Annotated in this window: 12 protein-coding genes and 1 pseudogene; all 13 read left to right on the top strand. The window is 72.1% G+C overall.

The window, feature by feature from the left end:
- The first annotated feature begins 111 nt into the window (after nucleotides 1-111).
- The 13 genes and pseudogenes from mreC to OHA89_RS24530 all read left to right on the top strand — a co-directional run bounded on the left by mreC (nucleotide 112) and on the right by OHA89_RS24530 (nucleotide 19484).
- Nucleotides 112-1059 carry a rod shape-determining protein MreC gene (gene mreC / locus OHA89_RS24470; RefSeq protein ID WP_215140041.1) on the top strand — a complete coding sequence of 316 codons (948 nt, stop codon included), beginning with the start codon at nucleotides 112-114 and terminating at the stop codon, nucleotides 1057-1059.
- A gap of 13 nt (nucleotides 1060-1072) precedes the next feature.
- Nucleotides 1073-1777: a rod shape-determining protein MreD gene (mreD, locus tag OHA89_RS24475; protein ID WP_266609727.1), complete on the top strand. Its 705-nt coding sequence runs from the start codon at nucleotides 1073-1075 to the stop codon at nucleotides 1775-1777.
- A 13-nt stretch (nucleotides 1778-1790) separates the two neighbouring features.
- Complete coding sequence (gene mrdA / locus OHA89_RS24480) at nucleotides 1791-3971, top strand: penicillin-binding protein 2 (RefSeq protein WP_266609728.1); 2181 nt, start codon at nucleotides 1791-1793, stop codon at nucleotides 3969-3971.
- 20 nt (nucleotides 3972-3991) lie between these two features.
- A complete protein-coding gene (gene rodA, locus OHA89_RS24485) occupies nucleotides 3992-5191 on the top strand; it encodes a rod shape-determining protein RodA (RefSeq protein ID WP_215140044.1) in 1200 nt (399 codons plus the stop codon).
- Between the two features lie 49 nt (nucleotides 5192-5240).
- Nucleotides 5241-6785: a CYTH and CHAD domain-containing protein gene (locus OHA89_RS24490; RefSeq protein ID WP_266609729.1), complete on the top strand. Its 1545-nt coding sequence runs from the start codon at nucleotides 5241-5243 to the stop codon at nucleotides 6783-6785.
- 72 nt (nucleotides 6786-6857) lie between these two features.
- Nucleotides 6858-8783, top strand: a complete 1926-nt coding sequence (locus OHA89_RS24495; RefSeq protein WP_257556340.1) for a TIGR03960 family B12-binding radical SAM protein — start codon at nucleotides 6858-6860, stop codon at nucleotides 8781-8783.
- A 134-nt stretch (nucleotides 8784-8917) separates the two neighbouring features.
- A complete protein-coding gene (locus OHA89_RS24500; RefSeq protein WP_406367107.1) occupies nucleotides 8918-10264 on the top strand; it encodes a hypothetical protein in 1347 nt (448 codons plus the stop codon).
- A 127-nt stretch (nucleotides 10265-10391) separates the two neighbouring features.
- Nucleotides 10392-11171, top strand: coding sequence for a TIGR03936 family radical SAM-associated protein (locus OHA89_RS24505; protein ID WP_215140047.1), 780 nt, complete (start codon nucleotides 10392-10394; stop codon nucleotides 11169-11171).
- A gap of 236 nt (nucleotides 11172-11407) precedes the next feature.
- Nucleotides 11408-15335: pseudogene (locus OHA89_RS24510) on the top strand (ribonuclease E/G).
- Between the two features lie 260 nt (nucleotides 15336-15595).
- Complete coding sequence (gene rplU, locus OHA89_RS24515) at nucleotides 15596-15916, top strand: 50S ribosomal protein L21 (protein ID WP_214950890.1); 321 nt, start codon at nucleotides 15596-15598, stop codon at nucleotides 15914-15916.
- Between the two features lie 13 nt (nucleotides 15917-15929).
- Nucleotides 15930-16184 (top strand): 50S ribosomal protein L27, encoded by a 255-nt coding sequence (gene rpmA / locus OHA89_RS24520; RefSeq protein ID WP_048480572.1) that lies wholly within the window; start codon nucleotides 15930-15932, stop codon nucleotides 16182-16184.
- A 167-nt stretch (nucleotides 16185-16351) separates the two neighbouring features.
- Entirely contained in the window at nucleotides 16352-17797 is a 1446-nt protein-coding gene (gene obgE, locus OHA89_RS24525) for a GTPase ObgE (RefSeq protein WP_215141836.1), read from the top strand.
- A gap of 70 nt (nucleotides 17798-17867) precedes the next feature.
- The gene (locus OHA89_RS24530; RefSeq protein ID WP_266609731.1) at nucleotides 17868-19484 is read left to right on the top strand and encodes a glycosyltransferase family 2 protein; all 1617 of its coding nucleotides are present in this window, start codon (nucleotides 17868-17870) and stop codon (nucleotides 19482-19484) included.
- Nucleotides 19485-19530 lie beyond the last annotated feature (46 nt).

Consider the following 19530-nt stretch of genomic DNA (forward strand, 5'->3'; position numbering starts at 1 on the left):
ATCATGCGGAACACACAAGGATCCGCCGTACGGGTGCTACCGGGCCCGTGCGGCGGATCGTTGATATACAGGCAAAACAACATTCCGACGAGGAAGGCACGGCCGCCGCACGTGAGGGACACACGAGAAAGCCGGCTGCTCCTGGTGCTTCTGATCGCCATCGCGTTCGCATTGATCACGGTGGACATCAGGGCAGGCGAGGAGTCGCCGGTCGACGGTGCCCGGCAGGCCGCCGCAGCGGTCTTCGGCCCGGTCGAGAAGGGCGTGGCAACCGCCGTCGACCCGGTCGCCAACGCCATAGGGGCGGTACGGGACTCCGGCGAACGCCACAACCGCATCGCCGTGCTGGAGCAGCAGAACGCGGCCCTGAAGGCCAAGCTGGGCAGCGAGGACCAGACCCGCAGCCGCATCCACGAGCTGGACGAGATGCTCAAGCGGGCGGGCGCCGGACAGTACGGCATCAAGGGCGCCGAGGTCATCGCCATAGGAGCGGCCCAGGGCTTCTCCTGGACCGTCACCATCGACGCCGGCAGCAAGGACGGCATCGAGCGCGACATGACCGTCCTCAACGGGGACGGACTCGTCGGCCGGGTCACCACCGTCGGCCCCGACACCGCCACCGTCGTCCTCGCCAACGACCCCGACTTCACGGTCGGGACCCGCCTGGAGAAGACCGGCGAACTCGGCTTCGCCACCGGCCAGGGCGACCGCGCCCTGTCCGTCCAGATGCTCAACGGCAAGGCCAAGGTCAGCCCCGGAGACCGCCTCCTGACCTTCGGCTCGCACGGCAACAAGCCCTTCGTGCCCGGCGTGCCGATCGGCGAGATCGTCAAGGTCGACCCGGCCCGCGGCGACCTGACCCGCACCGTCTGGGTGCGTCCGTTCGTCGGCTTCTCGCGACTGGACATCGTCGGCGTCGTGGTGATGCCGCCGCGCGAGGACCCGCGCGACGCCGTCCTGCCGCCCAAGCCCGAGGCCCCCAAGCCCACCCCGACGGTCACCGTCACGGTCACCCCGTCCGGGTCCGCCAGTGTGCCCGGCACGCCGGCCGACGAGTAGGAGCAGACCGACCATGCGCTTCAACCGGATCCTGCTCTCGGCCACGCTCGTCGTGGTCGCCCTCGTCGTGCAGGTCACCGTCCTGGGCCGGCTCCAACTGCCCGGCGCCGTGCCCGACCTGCTGCTGCTCACCGTGGTCGCCCTCGCACTCGTGTACGGGCACGTCAGCGGCGCCCTCATCGGCTTCGCCGCCGGTCTCCTCGCCGACCTGGCACCCCCCGCCGACCACGCCGCCGGACGGTACGCGCTCGTCCTGTGCGTCATCGGCTACGTGTGCGGCCTGGTGCGCCCCGACAACGGACGGTTCCGCTCCGCCTGGGGCCCCCTGCTGACCGTCGTCGCCGCCGCGATCGGCTCCACCCTGCTCTACGCGGGCGTGGGCGCCCTCGTCGGCGACACCGCCGCCCGCCACGTGGGCCTGACCGGGCTGCTGTTCACCGCCACCCTCTACGACCTGCTGCTCGCGCCGTTCACCGTGCCGTTCATCATGGCGCTGGCCCGGCGCGCCGAGAACGACCCGATGGCCGTCGAGGCCGGCGGCGGACCGCCGCAGGGCAAGGACGTGACCTCGGGCTGGCTGGCCGGCGGCACCGGCCTGCGCATCGGCAGCCAGCGCGGCGGCCTGCGGCTGAAGACCGCGCGCGGCCGCGCCAACCGGGCCGGCCGGATAAAGGGCGTCAAGGCGGTCAAGATCGTGAAGAGCGTCAAGAAACTGTGAGGGAGGAGCGGACGTGACCAACATCCCCGAGACCGGCCGCACTTCCCGGGTGCAGATCCGGCTCGTCATGATCCAGGTACTCGTCCTGTCGATGCTGGTCACCCTCGGCGGTCGCCTCTGGTACCTCCAGATCCGCAACGGGGACGAGTACTACCACGAGGCGAAGAGCAACCACGTCCAGCGGGTCGTCCAGCCCGCGGTGCGGGGGTCGATCCTCGACGCCCGCGGGGTCCCGCTCGCCGACAACGAGACCCGCCTGGTCGTATCCGCCAGCCGCACCTCGCTGATGAAGATGAAGGACCGGGGCAAGTCCGTCATGACCCGCCTCGCCGACGTCCTGGGCATGACCCCCAAGGAGGTCATGGAGAAGGTCCGCCTCTGCGACTCCCAGACCCCTGCGCCCTGCTGGAACGGCTCCCCGTACCAGCCGATTCCGGTCACCCTCGAAGCCACCACGCAGCAGGCGCTGCAGCTGCGCGAACGCCCCGAGGAATTCCCCGGCATCACCGCGGAGCCCACTGCCGTGCGCCGCTACCCGGCCCCCGGCGGAGCCCGTACCTCACAGGTGCTCGGCTACCTCTCGCCGGTCACCGACGAGGAGATCCAGAAGGCCAAGGACACGGACTCGCCGCACCTGCGGTCCGATCAGGTGGGCCGCTCCGGGATCGAACGCACCTATGACAAGCAGTTGCGCGGCAAGGCGGAGGTCACCTCGTACGAGGTCGACAACCTCGGCCGGGTCATGGGTCAGACCAAGTCCGACCCCGGTGTGGCCGGGGCCACCCTCATCACCAGCATCGACGCCCGGGTCCAGGCCGTCGCCGAGTTCGAGCTCCAGCAGGCGATGAAGGTCGTCCGCCACGAGACCGACAACATCACCGGCCGCAAGTACGAGGCCGACTCGGGCGCCGTCGTCGTCATGGAGACCAAGACCGGCCGCGTCGTCGCGATGGCCTCCCAGCCCGACTACGACCCCAACGCCTGGGTCGGCGGCATCTCCGGCAAGGACTACGCCCGCCTCACCAGCAAGAACTCCAACTACCCGCTGCTCAACCGGGCCATCCAGGGCCAGGCTCCCGCCGGCTCCATCTTCAAGGTGGTCTCGGCGAGCGCGGCCGTGCGGGCCGGCTACGACTTCAACGGCAAGTACAACTGCAGCGCTTCCTACAACATGGGCGGCCGGAGCTTCGCGAACTTCGAGTCCAAGGGACACGGCCCCATCACCCTCGGAGACGCCCTCAAGTTCTCCTGCAACACCGTCTTCTACGCCCTCGGTCACAAGGAGTGGAACCGCGACGGCGGCCTCAAGCCGAAGAAGGACGCCCACGACTGGTTCTACCGGACCGCCCGCGAATTCGGGCTCGGCTCCGAGACCCATGTCGACCTGCCGAACGAGGTCACCGGCCGCATCCCCGACCGCAAGTGGAAGCAGAGCTTCTGGGCGGCCAACAAGGACTCCTGGTGCAAGCAGGGCAAGCGGGGCGGCACCTACGTCGAGCAGATCGCCTACGAGAGCTGCCTCGAAGGCAATCAGCTGAAGGCCTACGACAGCATCAACTTCGCCATCGGCCAGGGCGACGTGCTCGTCACCCCCATCCAGATGGCGACCGCCTACTCCGCCATCAGCAACGGGGGCACCCTCTACAACCCCACGGTCGGCAAGGCCGTGATCAGCCCCGACGGCAAGCGCATCGAGTGGATCAAGCCCCAGGCCCACGGCAGGCTGCCGATCACCGCCGAGACCATCGGCGACCTCGACAAGGGACTGCGCTCCGTCGCCGAGCCCGGCGGCACCGCCGCCTGGCGGTTCATCGGCTGGCCGCTGGACAAGATCCCGATGCGGGCCAAGACCGGCACCGCCCAGGTCTACGGCAAGCAGACCACCTCGTGGCTGGCGACCTACACCGACGACTTCGCGATCGTCATGACGATCTCCCAGGGCGGCACCGGCTCCGGAGCCTCCGGCCCCGCCGTCCGCAACATCTACAACGCCATCTACGGCCTCGACATGGCCGGCAAGCAGGACCTGAAGAAGGCCCTGCTGCTCAAGCCGGAGGCGAAACTGCCCAAGATCCACCCCGACGGCTCCATCGACTCACCCGAGATCCGGCCGTACGTACCGCCGTCCCCGGAGGAGCTGGAGCCGCCCGCGCTCGCCGGGCCGCCCGCCCCGCCCCCCGCGCGTCAGGACTGAGGACCGAGGACCGAACGACCATGCAGACCGCCAACAAGTTCTCCGTCTCCCGGTACGCGCCCCAGCGCGGGACGGTGGCCCGGCTCACCGCCCGCGACTCGGTGGTGCGCCGGCTCGACTGGCCGATACTCCTCTCCGCGCTCGCGCTGTCCTTCATCGGCGCCCTGCTGGTGTGGTCGGCGACCCGCAACAGGACGCAGCTGAACCAGGGGGACCCGTACTACTTCCTCGCCCGGCACGCCCTGAACACCGGCATCGGCCTCGTGCTGATGATCGGCACCATCTGGCTCGGCCACCGCACCCTGCGCGGCGCGGTGCCGATCCTCTACGGGCTCTCGCTCGTGCTGATCCTCGCGGTGCTCACCCCGCTCGGCGCCACCATCAACGGCGCCCACGCGTGGATCGTGATCGGCGGCGGATTCTCCCTCCAGCCCTCCGAGTTCGTGAAGATCACGATCATCCTGGTCATGGCGGTGCTGCTGGCGGCCCGGGTGGACGCGGGAGACCTCACCCATCCCGACCACCGCACGGTCGTCAAGGCCCTGTGCCTGGCCGCCGCCCCCATGGGCATCGTCATGCTGATGCCCGACCTCGGCTCCGTCATGGTCATGGTCGTCATCGTGCTCGGCGTTCTGCTGGCCTCCGGCGCCTCCAACCGCTGGGTGCTGGGCCTGCTCGGCTCGGGCGCGGGCGGAGCCATCCTGATCTGGCAGCTCGGCGTCCTCGACGAGTACCAGATCAACCGCTTCGCGGCCTTCGCCAACCCCGAACTCGACCCCGCCGGCGTCGGATACAACACCAACCAGGCGCGCATCGCGATCGGCTCCGGCGGGCTGACCGGCTCCGGGCTCTTCAAGGGCTCGCAGACCACCGGCCAGTTCGTGCCGGAGCAGCAGACCGACTTCGTCTTCACGGTGGCGGGGGAGGAGCTGGGCTTCCTCGGAGCCGGGCTGATCCTCCTGCTGCTGGGCGTGGTGCTGTGGCGAGCGTGCATGATCGCCCGCGAGACCACCGAGCTCTACGGGACGATCGTGTGCGCCGGGATCATCGCCTGGTTCGCCTTCCAGTCCTTCGAGAACATCGGGATGACCCTCGGGATCATGCCGGTGGCCGGGCTCCCGCTGCCGTTCGTCTCGTACGGAGGCTCGTCGATGTTCGCCGTGTGGGTGGCCATCGGGCTGTTGCAGTCGATCAAGGTGCAACGGCCATTGTCGGCCTGATGTCCCGTTCACCCTGCCGTCGTGATCCGTTCAGGACTAAGTTCGGTCTATGGCGGACACGAAGCGCGAGATCGAGCGGAAATTCGAGTTCACTAAGGCGTCGGCGGCCCGGCGCGGGGTGCCGGACCTGACGGGCACTGCCGCGATCGCGGCCGTCTCCGACCAGGGCACGGTCGACCTCGACGCCGTCTACTACGACACCCCGGACCACCGGCTCGCCGCCGACGGTCTCACCCTGCGGCGCCGAACCGGCGGCGGCGACGCGGGCTGGCACCTCAAACTGCCCGTCTCCCCGGGCGTGCGCGACGAGATCGGGGCCGCGCTCAGCGACACCATCCCCGGCTCACTGGCCGCCCTGCTCCGCTCCCGGGTGCGCGGCGCCGGGCTGGAGCCGCAGGTCAGACTCCTCTCCTCGCGCAAGCTCAGCCATCTCCTGGACGCCGACGGAGCGCTGCTCGCGGAACTGAGCACCGACACGGTCCGGGCGGAGCGCGGCGAGGCCACCGCCGCCTGGACCGAGGTCGAGGTGGAACTCGCCGACGGGGTCGACCCCCAACTGCTCGACGCGGTCGAGAAGGCCTTCCGCAAGGCCGGGCTCCGGGTCTCCGCCGCCCCCTCGAAACTCGCCCGGGCCCTCACCGAGACCGAGGCCGCGACCGAGGCCGAGCCCGGCGCCGAGCCCGCGGCCCCGCCCGTGGCGGATCCCGGTGACGGCACGGCGGGCGCGTACGTCCTCTCGTACCTGCGCGAACAGCGAGACGCCCTGATCACCCTGGACCCCGCCGTGCGGCGGGGTCTGCCGGACTCCGTACACCAGATGCGGGTCGCCACCCGGCGCCTGCGCAGCGCCTTCAAGACGTACCGCAAGGTGCTGGACCGGGCCGTGACCGACCCGATCGGCGAGGAACTGCGCTGGCTGGCCGCCGAACTCGGCGTCGACCGGGATCAGGAGGTCCTGCTCGAGCGGATCCAGACCCGCCTCGACGAGCTCCCGCGCACCCTGCTGCTCGGCCCGGTCCGCAGCCGGCTGCGGACGTGGAACAACACCCGCCGCTCCGGATCGCGCCGCCGGGCTCTGGCCGTGCTCGACAGCGCCCGGTACCTCGCCCTGCTGGACTCCCTCGACGCCGTGCTGGACGCGCCGCCGCTGCTCAAGGCCTCCGGCGGGCGGGCGGAGCGGGTCCTGCCCAAGGCGGTGCTGCGCGACTACGAGCGACTCGCAGGCCGGGTCGAGGACGCGCTCGCCATGGAACCGGGCGGGGAACGCGACCTGGCCCTGCACGAGGCCCGCAAGGCGGCCAAGCGCGCCCGCTACGCGGCGGAGGCGGCCACCCCGGCCCTCGGCAAACCGGCGAAACGCCTGGCCAAGGCCGTGAAGGCGGTCCAGACCCTGCTCGGCGACCACCAGGACAGCGTGGTCGCCCGCGAGGCCTTGCGCGGCCTCGGCGTCCAGGCGGCGGCCGCGGGCGAATCGGCTTTCACCTGGGGCGTGCTCTACGCCCGCGAGGAGGCCCTGGCCGAGCGCCGAGAACGGGAGCTTCCGGACGTCTGGGGCAAGACCTCCGAGCCGGGGCTGCGGGCCGCCCTGGGATGATCATGTGGATGGGGGCAGCTGGGCCTAGAGGTACGCTTGAGAGCTGCCCCCTGCCCGCTTCACGAAAGTCGCGTGATGACCGAGTCGGTCTTCCCTCAGCTTGAGGCCCTGCTTCCGCATGTGCAGAAGCCCATCCAGTACGTCGGCGGTGAACTCAACTCCACGGTCAAGGAGTGGGAGAGCTGCGACGTCCGCTGGGCGCTCATGTACCCGGACGCGTACGAAGTCGGGCTGCCCAACCAGGGCGTCATGATCCTTTACGAGGTGCTCAACGAACGCGAGGGCGTCCTCGCCGAGCGCACCTACAGCGTGTGGCCCGACCTCGAAGAACTGATGCGCGAGCACAAGGTGCCGCAGTTCACCGTGGACAGCCACCGCCCGGTCTCCGCCTTCGACGTGTTCGGCCTGTCCTTCTCCACGGAGCTGGGCTACACCAACATGCTCACGGCACTGGACCTCGCGGGCATCCCGCTGGAGGCCAGGAACCGTACGGTCGACCACCCGATCGTCCTCGCGGGCGGCCACGCGGCCTTCAACCCCGAGCCGATCGCGGAGTTCATCGACTGCGCGGTCATCGGCGACGGCGAGCAGGCCGTCCTCGACATGACCGAGATCATCCGCACCTGGAAGGCCGAGGGGCGGCCGGGCGGACGCGAGGAAGTCCTGCTGCGCCTGGCGAAGACCGGCAACGTCTACGTGCCGGGCTTCTACGACGTCGAGTACCTGCCGGACGGCCGCATCGGCCGTGTCGTGCCCAACCGCTCCGGCGTGCCGTGGCGCGTGTCCAAGCACACGGTCATGGACCTCGACGAGTGGCCCTACCCCAAGCAGCCCCTGGTCCCGCTCGCCGAGACCGTCCACGAGCGCATGTCCGTGGAGATCTTCCGCGGCTGCACCCGCGGCTGCCGTTTCTGCCAGGCCGGCATGATCACGCGCCCCGTGCGGGAGCGAAGCATCACCGGCATCGGCGAGATGGTGGAGCGCGGCCTGAAGGCCACGGGCTTCGAGGAGGTCGGCCTCCTCTCCCTCTCCTCCGCGGACCACACGGAGATCGCCGACATCGCCAAGGGCCTCGCGGACCGCTACACGGACGACAAGGTGGGCCTGTCCCTGCCGTCGACCCGCGTGGACGCCTTCAACGTGGACCTGGCCAACGAGCTGACCCGCAACGGCCGCCGCTCCGGTCTGACCTTCGCCCCCGAGGGCGGCTCCGAGCGCATGCGCAAGGTCATCAACAAGATGGTCTCGGAAGAGGACCTGATCCGGACCGTCGCCACCGCGTACGGCAACGGCTGGCGCCAGGTGAAGCTGTACTTCATGGTCGGCCTGCCGACCGAGACCGACGAGGACGTCCTCCAGATCGGCGACATGGCGGTCAACGTCATCGCCAAGGGCCGCGAGGTCTCCGGCCAGAACGACATCCGCTGCACGGTGTCCATCGGCGGGTTCGTGCCGAAGCCGCACACCCCGTTCCAGTGGGCGCCTCAGCTGTCGGCCGAGGAGACGGACGCCCGCCTGGGCAAGCTCCGCGACAAGCTCCGCGGGGACAAGAAGTACGGCCGCTCCATCGGCTTCCGCTACCACGACGGCAAGCCGGGCATCGTCGAGGGCCTGCTCTCGCGCGGTGACCGCCGCATCGGCGACGTCATCCGTGCCGTCTACGAGTCGGGCGGCCGCTTCGACGGCTGGCGCGAGCACTTCTCGTACGACCGCTGGATGCAGGCCGCGGAGAAGACGCTGCCCGCCTACGGCGTGGACGTGGCCTGGTACACGACGCGTGAGCGCACGTACGAGGAGGTCCTGCCCTGGGACCACCTGGACTCCGGTCTCGACAAGGACTGGCTCTGGGAGGACTGGCAGGACGCCCTCGACGAGACCGAGGTCGAGGACTGCCGCTGGACCCCGTGCTTCGACTGCGGCGTCTGCCCGCAGATGGACACCCAGATCCAGATCGGCCCGACGGGCAAGAAGCTGCTGCCGCTGTCGGTCGTGAAGTGACCTCGCGCTGAACCCGCCCACATGTGCCCCCCACCGGGAACGGTGGGGGGCACACGTGCGTCGTCACAGGCATGGACCTGGAAAAACGTACAGCGCACGAGCCGCGTGAGCCCCAACCCGGTGGGCAGGGGTGCGTGTTCGCGATGGTCCGGATCCCGGTGCGGATCCTGGCCGTGGTGATCGTGCTGCCCGTGCGGGTGGTCTGGGACCTGCTCGTCCTCGCGGCGCGCACCGTGTACCGGCGCGCCCTGCGCCCGGCCGGGGACGCGGTGGCCCGCGCCTGCGCCTGGCTGCGGCGGTACGTGCTGACTCCGGTCGGGCGCGCCCTCGCCTGGCTGGCGCGGGGGACCGGGCTGGTGCTGAAGTGGGCCGCGCTGGCCGTCTTCTACTGGCCCTGGGCGGGACTGTGGCGGTACGTGCTCGCGCCGGCCGGGGCCGCCCTGTGGCGCTGGATCCTGGTACCGCTAGGCAAGGGGATCGCCCTGCTGGGCCGGGGAACCGCCGTCGCGCTGGAGTGGCTGGCCAAGGCGCTGTTCGTGTGGCCGTGGGCGGCGCTGTGGAGGTACCTGCTCGTCCCCGTCGGCGCCGCGCTGTACCGGTACCTGCTGAGGCCGGCCGGCAAGGGGCTCGAATGGGTGGTCCTGGCTCTGGTCCGGTACCTGCTGAAGCCGTCGGGCGCGGCCGTGGCCTGGACGGTCACCGCCGTCTACCGGTACCTGCTCGTGCCGCCGGTCCGGGGCATCGCCTGGCTGGTCCGCAGGCTGTACCGGTACGTCCTCACCCCGGCCGGGCACGCCCTGGTGTGGTTCCTGCCGCGCGCCTTCGCCGCCGTGTTCGTGTGGCCGTGGGTGGCGCTGTACCGGTACGTCCTCACCCCCGGCGGACACGGCGCCGCCTGGCTGGCCCGCGGTGCCTGGGCCGTACTCGGCTGGCTGGGCAAGGCGCTGTTCGTCTGGCCCTGGGCCGCGCTGTGGCGCCACGTCCTCGTTCCGGCCGCGATCGCCACCCACCGGTACCTGCTGACCCCGCTCGGGCACGGCGCCGCCTGGCTGGCCCGGGGCCTGTACCGGTACGTGCTGACGCCCCTCGGTCACTTCGCCGCCTCCACCTGGCGGCTCGCCGGGCGCGTCAGCCGCGCCCTGGGCCGCGGGCTCGTGTGGCTCTGGCGCGGCTGCGTCGCCCGCCCCGCGACCTGGGCCTACCGGCAGGTGGCCACGCCCGCCGGACATCTGGTCCGCGAGGTGTGGCGCGCCTCCCGGACCGCGGCACGCGAGGTATGGCGTACCTCCCGCGCCGCGGCACGCGAGGTGTGGCACACCGCCCGCAGCGCCGTCCGGGAGGCGCGGGCCGGGGTGCGGCAGGCGCTCTTCGGTACTCCTCCCCGGGAACCGGCGAGGTCACGGGCGCGTACTCTGGGTAGTACGACAGCCGCAGGCAAGACGCCCGCTCCCGAGATCTCCCTCCACGAACGGCAGGGGTGAGCCGGAGGCAGGGCGTGGCCCGCAGGCCCCACAGACGCTCAGGGCGACGCGCGAGCCGCGGAGCCCCGCACAAGGAGAAGAACCACTGGGCAAGCGACAGCCCGAAGGCCCGCCTCCCGCACCGGTGGTGCAGCGCATCCGACTGCGCTACACCAAGCGCGGCCGCCTCCGGTTCACCAGCCACCGCGATTTCCAGCGCGCCTTCGAGCGGGCCCTGCGCCGCGCCGAGGTGCCGATGGCGTACTCGGCCGGTTTCACCCCGCACCCCCGCGTCTCGTACGCGAACGCCGCCCCGACCGGGACCGGCAGCGAGGCCGAGTACCTGGAGATCGCCCTCGCCGAGCCCCGCGACCCCGAGAAGCTCCGTGAGCTGCTCGACGAGTCGATGCCGGCCGGGCTCGACATCATCGACGCCGTGGAGGCCCGCACCTCGGGCCTCGCGGACCGGCTCACGGCCTCCGTCTGGGAGCTGCGCCTGGACGGCGTGGAGCCCTCCGAGGCCGAGCGGGCCGTGGCGGCCTTCCTCGCCGCCGAGACCGTGGAGGTGCAGCGACGTACCAAGAACGGCATCCGGACCTTCGACACGCGCGGCGCTGTAGTCAGTCTCGAGGCACTTCCTGCCCAGGCTGATAGGCCCCTGGACAATGCCTGTGCGATACTGCGCCTGGTTGTTCGGCATCTGACACCTGCCGTGCGACCCGACGACGTCCTGTCCGGTCTCCGAGCTGTGGCCGACCTGGCGCCGCCGGTCCCCTCAGCGGTGACCAGGCTGGCGCAGGGGCTCTTCGACGAGGAGTCCGGCACGGTGACCGACCCGCTCGCGCCCGACCGCGAGGCTGATACGGCCGCTACACCCACGGCCGCCGTAGCCGCCGACGCGAAGGCGCCGGAAGGTCCCGCCGCGTAAGGAACGCCGTCGTCGCGCAGCCCTGGCACTCGGGAGCCACCTGGGTCGGGCCGCGCACACGACCTGAAGACTTCCGCCAGGCCGTACGGACAACACGTACGGAACCGGCGGCCATGAAACTGAGCTCCCGTGTGGCGAACGCGCCCCGGAGGCCGGTTCCGCGCTCATTACGCGGAGCCGTGCCGGACCGGAAGTCAGCCGCGGCGCCCGGGAGCGTGACGGGAGAACCGCCCGCAATGCTCAACAACGAAAACGACACCAACACCACCAACGCCGACAACGGCAGCCCCAGCGACAACCTGCCTCCGCGCAGGCGTCGCCGCGCCGCCTCCCGGCCCGCCGGCCCGCCCGGTGCCACCGCCGCCGAGACGACCCCGGTGACCGAGGCCGCCCCGGCCGCCCCCGTGGAGGAGGCCGCTCCGGCCGCCGCCCCCGCTCGTACCCGCCGCCGTGCGACCCGCGCCGTGACCGCCCCCGAGGCTCCGGCCGCAGAGGCCGTCGCCGAGGCCCCGGCCGCCGCCGAGGAGGAGCCCGCCGCTCCCGCCCCGCGGGCCCGCCGCCGCGCCACCCGCGCCGTGGCCGCTCCCGAGGCTCCCGCCGCCGAGGCTCCGGCCGCCGCCGAGGAGGAGCCCGCCGCTCCCGTCCCGGCCCGTGCCCGCCGTCGTGCGACCCGCGCCGTGACCGCCCCCGAGGCTCCGGCCGCAGAGGCCGCGCCCGTGGTGGAGGAGGAGGCTCCGGCCGCTCCCGCCCCGGCCCGTGCCCGTCGCCGCGCCACCCGCGCCGTGACCGCCCCGGCCGCCGAGGTCGCGGAGGTCGTGGAGGCCCCCGTAGCCGAGGCTCCGGTCGTCGAGGCTCCGGCCGCCGCCGAGGAGGAGCCCGCCGCTCCCGCCCCGGCCCGTGCCCGTCGCCGCGCCACCCGCGCCGTGACCGCCCCGGCCGCTCCCGCTGCCGCCCCCGTCGTGGACGAGGCTCCCGCCGAGGCGGAGGAGGCCCCCAAGGCCGCCGCCCGTGCCTTCACCGTGGCCGACGCCCTGGACTCCCCGAAGCGCGGCGGCCGCCGCCGCGCCACCCGCGCCGGTGCCGCGCCCGCCGCGCCGCAGCCCGCCGCCGAGCCCGAGGCGCCCGCCGCCCCGGCCCGTGCCCGCCGTGCCGCGCGTCCCGCCGTCGCCGTGTTCCAGGCCCCGGTGTTCGCCGAGCCGATGTTCCAGACCCCGAGACCGCCGCCATGGCCGCCGCGGCGGCTGCCGCCGCCGTGCAGGCCGAGGACGCGGAGGAGGAGGCCGAGACCGAGCTCGAGGCCGAGGTCGTCGGAAACCCCGCCCCGCAGCCGGCCGGCCGTCGCCGCCGCCGTGGCCGCGGCGCCGCCGCCGAGAGCGCGCCGGTGTCCCTCCCCGAGGTGCTCGCCGAGGAGGAGCCCGAGGCCGAGGCCGCCGAGCTCGAGGACGAGTCCGCCGAGTTCGAAGAGGGCGACGAGTCGGGCGAGCGCCCGTCGCGCCGCCGCCGTCGTGGTGGCCGTCGCCGCCGCCGCGGTGAGGCCGCCGACCTCGACGAGTCCGCCGAGGAGGAGACCGAGGCCCCGGCCGCCGAGCAGGAGTCCGACGAGGAAGAGGGCGAGGACGAAGAGGGCGAGGACGCCGAGGCGCTGGGCTCCAGCTCCAGCCGTCGCCGCCGTCGCCGTCGCCGTCGCAGCGGTGAGCCCGCCGACACCGATGGCGAGTCCGCCGCGGGCGACGAGGACGGCGTACGCACCGTCGTCAAGGTCCGCGAGCCGCGTCCGGCCCGCGAGCGCGGCGAGTCCACCTCCTCCGACGAGGTCCAGTCCATCAAGGGCTCGACCCGCCTGGAGGCGAAGAAGCAGCGCCGCCGCGAGGGCCGCGAGCAGGGCCGCCGCCGCGTCCCGATCATCACCGAGGCCGAGTTCCTGGCCCGCCGCGAGGCCGTCGAGCGCGTGATGGTCGTCCGCCAGAACGGCGACCGCACCCAGATCGGCGTCCTCGAGGACAACGTGCTCGTCGAGCACTACGTCAACAAGGAAGAAGCCACCTCGTACGTCGGCAACGTCTACCTGGGCAAGGTCCAGAACGTGCTGCCGTCCATGGAGGCCGCCTTCATCGACATCGGCAAGGGCCGCAACGCGGTCCTGTACGCCGGTGAGGTCAACTTCGAGGCGCTCGGCATGGCCAACGGGCCGCGCCGCATCGAGTCCGCCCTCAAGTCCGGCCAGTCGGTCCTCGTGCAGGTCACCAAGGACCCGATCGGCCACAAGGGCGCCCGCCTGACCAGCCAGGTCTCGCTGCCCGGCCGCTACCTGGTCTACGTGCCCGAGGGCTCGATGACCGGCATCAGCCGCAAGCTGCCCGACACCGAGCGCGCGCGCCTGAAGACCATCCTCAAGAAGATCGTCCCCGAGGACGCGGGCGTCATCGTGCGCACCGCCGCCGAGGGTGCGAGCGAGGACGAGCTGCGCCGTGACGTCGAGCGTCTGCAGGCCCAGTGGGAGGACATCCAGAAGAAGTCGAAGCAGATCTCGACCTCTTCGCCGAGCCTCCTGTACGGCGAGCCGGACATGACCGTCCGCGTCGTGCGCGACATCTTCAACGAGGACTTCTCGAAGGTCATCGTCAGCGGTGACGGGGCCTGGGAGACCATCCACGGCTACGTGAACCACGTCGCCCCGGACCTGGCCGACCGGCTGTCCCGCTGGACCTCCGAGGTCGACGTCTTCGCGACGTACCGGATCGACGAGCAGCTCGCCAAGGCGCTCGACCGCAAGGTGTGGCTGCCCTCGGGCGGCTCGCTTGTGATCGACAAGACCGAGGCGATGATCGTCATCGACGTCAACACCGGCAAGTTCACCGGTCAGGGCGGCAACCTCGAGGAGACCGTCACCAGGAACAACCTGGAGGCGGCCGAGGAGATCGTGCGCCAGCTGCGGCTGCGCGACCTGGGCGGCATCGTCGTCATCGACTTCATCGACATGGTCCTGGAGTCCAACCGCGACCTGGTCCTGCGCCGCATGCTGGAGTGCCTGGGCCGCGACCGCACCAAGCACCAGGTGGCCGAGGTCACCTCGCTGGGCCTGGTCCAGATGACCCGCAAGCGGGTGGGCCAGGGTCTGCTGGAGTCCTTCTCCGAGACCTGCGTCCACTGCAACGGCCGCGGCGTCATCGTGCACATGGAGACGCCGACCGCGATCGGCGGCGGCAACGGCAAGCGCGCCAAGCGCCGCGGCGGCAAGGCCGAGTTCGACCAGCACGACCACGAGGTCGAGACGGTCGAGGCGGAGTTCGAGTCCGAGGCCGAGGTGGCCGCCGAGGCCGCCGCGCCGCGGGCCCTGCCCGAGCCCGAGTTCGTCGCGGACGAGGAGCTGTACGGCAGCCCGGCCGAGGCGGAGGCCGCCGCGGGCCTGAGCGGCCGCCGCAACCGTCGCCGTGCCACCCGCAAGGCGACCGCTCCGGCGGGCGCCCCGCGCGGTGCGGCCGCCCAGGCTCCGGCCCCGGCGCCCGTCGTCGAGGCCGAGCCGGTCACCGAGCCGGCCGACACGGTCCTGGAGCCGGCCGCCGAGGTCGTCGCCGAGGCCGTGGAGGCCCCGGAGACGGTCGAGGCCGCCCCGGTCGAGGAGGCCGCGCCGAAGGGCCGCACCCGTCGCCGGGCGACCCGCAAGGCCACCCCCCGGCGGGTGCCCCGGCCCCCGCGGCCGAGGTGGCCCCGGAGCCGGTCGTCGTGGCGGAGCCCGAGCCGGTCGTCGAGCCGGAGCCGGTCGTCGAGCCCGAGCCCGTCGTGGAGCCCGTGGCCGAGGCCGCGCCGGCCCGTCCGCGCCGCCGTGCCACCCGTAAGGCCACCGCACCCGCCGGTTCCCCGGCAGGCGCGGCAGAGGCCGCCGTGGTGGTCGTCGAGGCCCCGGTGACCGAGGCTCCGGTCGAGGAGACCGCCGAGGAGACGGCCGAGGCCGCTCCGGCCAAGAAGGCCGCCCGCAAGGCTCCGGCCAAGAAGGCGACCGCGGCGAAGAAGGCCACCACCGCCAAGAAGGCGACGGCGGCCAAGAAGACCGTGGCCAAGAAGGCGGCCACGACCAAGAAGACCGTGGCGAAGCGGGCGACGAAGAAGACCGCGGCGGCCGAGCAGCAGACGCTGCCCTCCGTCTCGGCTCCGACCGAAGCCTGATCCGCTTCAGAGCCGTGGGCCCCGCCGCGAGGCGGGGCCCACGGCCGTGCGGGAGCCGGTTTGACCCCCTGGAACCGGCCCCGTAACCTAGACCGTCGGCATGCTTAGACGAATAACGTCTAGCGCGCCGCGCTCCTGAGCACCTTCCTTCGGGCCCTGCCCGGAGAGGCCGCTCGTCCATTCCGGATCAGTCGCGGGCCCCCGGCCCGACTGAGCGGCTGGCTTCAGGAGCATCCGTCCCGAGTGAGAGAGAGATCCGCGTGTACGCCATCGTGCGCAGCGGTGGTCGCCAGCACAAGGTTGCTGTCGGCGACATCGTTGAAGTTGACAAGATTCCCACTGCCAAGGTTGGCGACACGGTCGAGCTCTCGACCCTGCTCGTTGTCGACGGCGAAGCCGTGACCAGCGACCCGTGGGTCCTGGCCGGCATCAAGGTCCAGGCCGAGATCGTGGACCACCACAAGGGTGCCAAGATCGACATCCTTCGGTACAAGAACAAGACCGGCTACCGCCGTCGCCAGGGTCACCGCCAGCAGTACACGGCGATCAAGGTCACCGGTATCCCCGCGGCTGCGAAGTAAGAGGGACTGAGACATGGCACACAAGAAGGGCGCATCGTCCACCCGGAACGGGCGCGACTCCAATGCCCAGCGGCTCGGCGTGAAGCGCTTCGGCGGTCAGGTCGTCTCCGCCGGCGAGATCCTCGTCCGCCAGCGTGGCACCCACTTCCACCCCGGTTCGGGTGTCGGTCGTGGTGGCGACGACACGCTGTTCGCGCTGCAGGCGGGTGCCGTCGAGTTCGGCACGCACCGTGGCCGCAAGGTCGTCAACATCGTTCCGGCCGCCTGATCCAGCTTCTGCTGATCAAGCGTTCGTAACTTCCCGAGGGCGGATCTCAGCTCTTCCCGGCGCAAGCCGGGAAGAGAGGTCCGCCCTCGGCGCGTTGTCACATAGACACGTTTAATGGGCAGCAAGGCCTGCCCGGGACATTCCCGTATGTATCTGGAGGAACACCCATGACCACCTTCGTGGACCGCGTCGAGCTGCATGTCGCCGCGGGTAACGGGGGCCACGGCTGCGCCTCCGTTCACCGGGAGAAGTTCAAGCCGCTCGGCGGCCCCGATGGCGGCAACGGCGGCCGTGGCGGCGACGTCATCCTGGTGGTGGAGCAGGCGATCACCACCCTGCTGGACTACCACCACAGCCCCCACCGCAAGGCCACCAACGGCAAGCCCGGCGAGGGCGGCAACCGCTCCGGCAAGGACGGCCAGGACCTGGTCCTGCCCGTGCCGGACGGCACCGTCGTCCTCGACAAGGAGGGCAACGTCCTCGCCGACCTCGTCGGCCAGGGCACCACCTACGTCGCCGGCGAGGGCGGCCGCGGCGGCCTCGGCAACGCCGCGCTCTCCTCCGCGCGCCGCAAGGCCCCCGGCTTCGCGCTCCTTGGCGTCCCCGGCACCACCGGCGACATCGTCCTGGAGCTCAAGACAGTCGCCGACGTGGCGCTGGTCGGCTTCCCGAGCGCCGGCAAGTCCTCGCTGATCTCGGTGCTCTCCTCCGCCAAGCCGAAGATCGCGGACTACCCCTTCACCACCCTCGTCCCGAACCTGGGCGTCGTCACGGCCGGCTCGACCGTCTACACGATCGCAGACGTCCCGGGCCTGATCCCCGGCGCCAGCCAGGGCCGTGGCCTGGGCCTGGAGTTCCTGCGCCACGTCGAGCGCTGCTCGGTGCTCGTGCACGTCCTGGACACCGCCACCCTGGAGTCCGACCGCGACCCGATCGCCGACCTCGACGTCATCGAGGAGGAGCTGCGGCTCTACGGCGGCGGCCTGGAGAAGCGCCCGCGCCTCGTCGTCCTGAACAAGGTCGACATCCCGGACGGCCAGGAGCTCGCCGACATGGTCCGCCCGGACCTGGAGGCGCGCGGCTACAAGGTCTTCGAGGTCTCCGCGGTCGCCCGTACGGGCCTCAAGGAGCTCTCCTACTTCCTCGCCGAGGTCATCGCCAAGGCCCGCGCCCGCAAGCCGAAGGAGGAGGCGACCCGTATCGTCATCCGCCCGAAGGCCGTGGACGACTCCGGCTTCACCGTCACCTACGACGAGGTCGAGGACGTCTACAACGTGCGCGGCGAGAAGCCGGAGCGCTGGGTCCGCCAGACCGACTTCAACAACGACGAGGCCGTCGGCTACCTGGCGGACCGCCTCAACCGCCTCGGTGTCGAGGAAGCGCTGAGGAAGGCCGGCGCCCGCGCCGGCGACGGCGTGGCCATCGGCTCCGACGAGAACGCGGTCGTCTTCGACTGGGAGCCGACCATGATGGCCGGCGCCGAGATGCTGGGCCGCCGCGGCGAGGACCACCGACTGGAGGCTCCGCGCCCGGCCACCACGCGCCGCAAGGAGAAGGACGCCAAGCGCGGCGACTCGGCGCAGCAGGAGTACGACGAATTCCGGCCGTTCTAGTTCCGTTCCCCCGGAGGGCACCCGGGCGGCATTGAAGGCGTCTTTACGTCGGTCGCCTAGGATCCTTCGGGTGAACAGCACCAACCTCCCCACCGTTTCCGTCGTGGTGATCGCGTACAACGACGCCGGGCTCGTGGGCGAGGCCGTCTCCTCGGCCCTCGCCCAGGGCCCGGTGGTCGCCGAGGTCATCGCCGTGAACGACGCCTCGTCCGACGGCACCGCGCGGGTGCTGGACGAGCTGGCTGCCGCACACCCCCGCCTGAAGGTCGTTCACCGTACGGAGAACAGCGGAGGGTGCGGCACTCCGCGCAACGACGGGATCGCCGTCGCGTCCTGTCCGTACGTCCTGTTCCTCGACAGCGACGACATCCTGCCGGCGGGCGCGGCCGAGGCGCTGGTGCGCGCCGCCGTCCAGCACCGCGCCCCGGTAACCGTCGGCGCCGCCGTACGGCGCGAGCTGCCGCTCCACCACGACGTGCCGTGGATGCCGGGGCTCTACACCCCGGGCGACGTCATCGAGCGGCCCGCGGACCGCCCGGAGCTGGTCCGCGACACCCTCTGCGTCAACAAGCTGTACGAGCGCTCCTTCCTGGAGGAGCACGGACTGCGCTTCCCCGACGGCCGGTTCGTCTACGAGGACTTCGTCTTCACCTCCCGGGTGCTGGCCGCCGCCCCGCGCATCGCCGTCATCGGCGACCTCGTCTACGTCTGGCACGTGCGCCGCAGTGCCGCCCAGGTGTCGATCTCCCTGGACCGCAAGGACGTCTCGAACTGGCGCTCGCGCATCGAGGCCCACCGCACGGCCTCGCGCACCCTCGCGGCGGCCTCCCCGGCACTGGGCAGCGCCTGCCAGGTGAAGTTCCTCGAGTACGACCTGCGCATGTACCTGCGCGAGCTCGGCAAGGACCCCGAGTACCAGGCCGCCTGGTGGACCCTGACCCGCGAGTACCTCGACACCTTCGCCGAGGCCGACGTCGAGGCCGCCGGGGCCCACGCCCGCTGGATCGTACGGGTGCTGCGCGCCACCCCGGCCCCGCCCGCCGACATCGAGCGGCTCACCCGGCTGGCCGCCGAGCCGCCGCGCCTGCTGCCCCCGTACGCGGCCGCCGCCGACGGGACGCCGGTGTGGAGCGAGGAGCTCCCGGTCGAGCTGGACGGCCTGGCCGGGCTGCCGACGGACCGGCTGCCCCTCACCGTCGACGCCGAGCCGGCCGGCCGCGCGGCCGTCCGGATCCGCGTGCACGACCTGTACGGGCGCCTCGCCGAGGCCGGTCCGCGCACCGTGCAGCTGCGCTTCCTGCCCCGCGCGGGCGGCGAGCCGGTCCTCGCCCAGCCCGTGGAGCTGCATCCCGACCCGACGGGCGGCTGGGTCGCGCTGCTGCCCTTCCGCCTCGCCGACGTGGCCGCCACGGGCCGCCGCCAGGGGCTGCGCCGGATGCAGGCGTGGAACGTGGGGGTGGGCGTGCAGTGCGCCGACGGGACCTCCGTGTTCACCTCCCTGCGCCCCCGGGGCCGGCTGCTCCGCCGCCGGGCCCTGCCCAGCAGCCGGTACGGTGTTCTGCTGGCGCAGCCCTACCGCACGGGGGCCGGCGCGCTCGCGCTGCGCCTCGCGCCCGGCGCCGAGGGCGCGCTGTACCTCGTACGCAACCGCCTCCACCGGGCCAGGGCAGGCCACGGGGCGGGCTGAAGGCCGCTTCCTTCACAACAAGCGCCGCACATCGAACTCGGACAGG

It is taken from the genome of Streptomyces sp. NBC_01546 (assembly GCF_045208355.1).
Classification (GTDB): Bacteria; Actinomycetota; Actinomycetes; order Streptomycetales; family Streptomycetaceae; genus Streptomyces.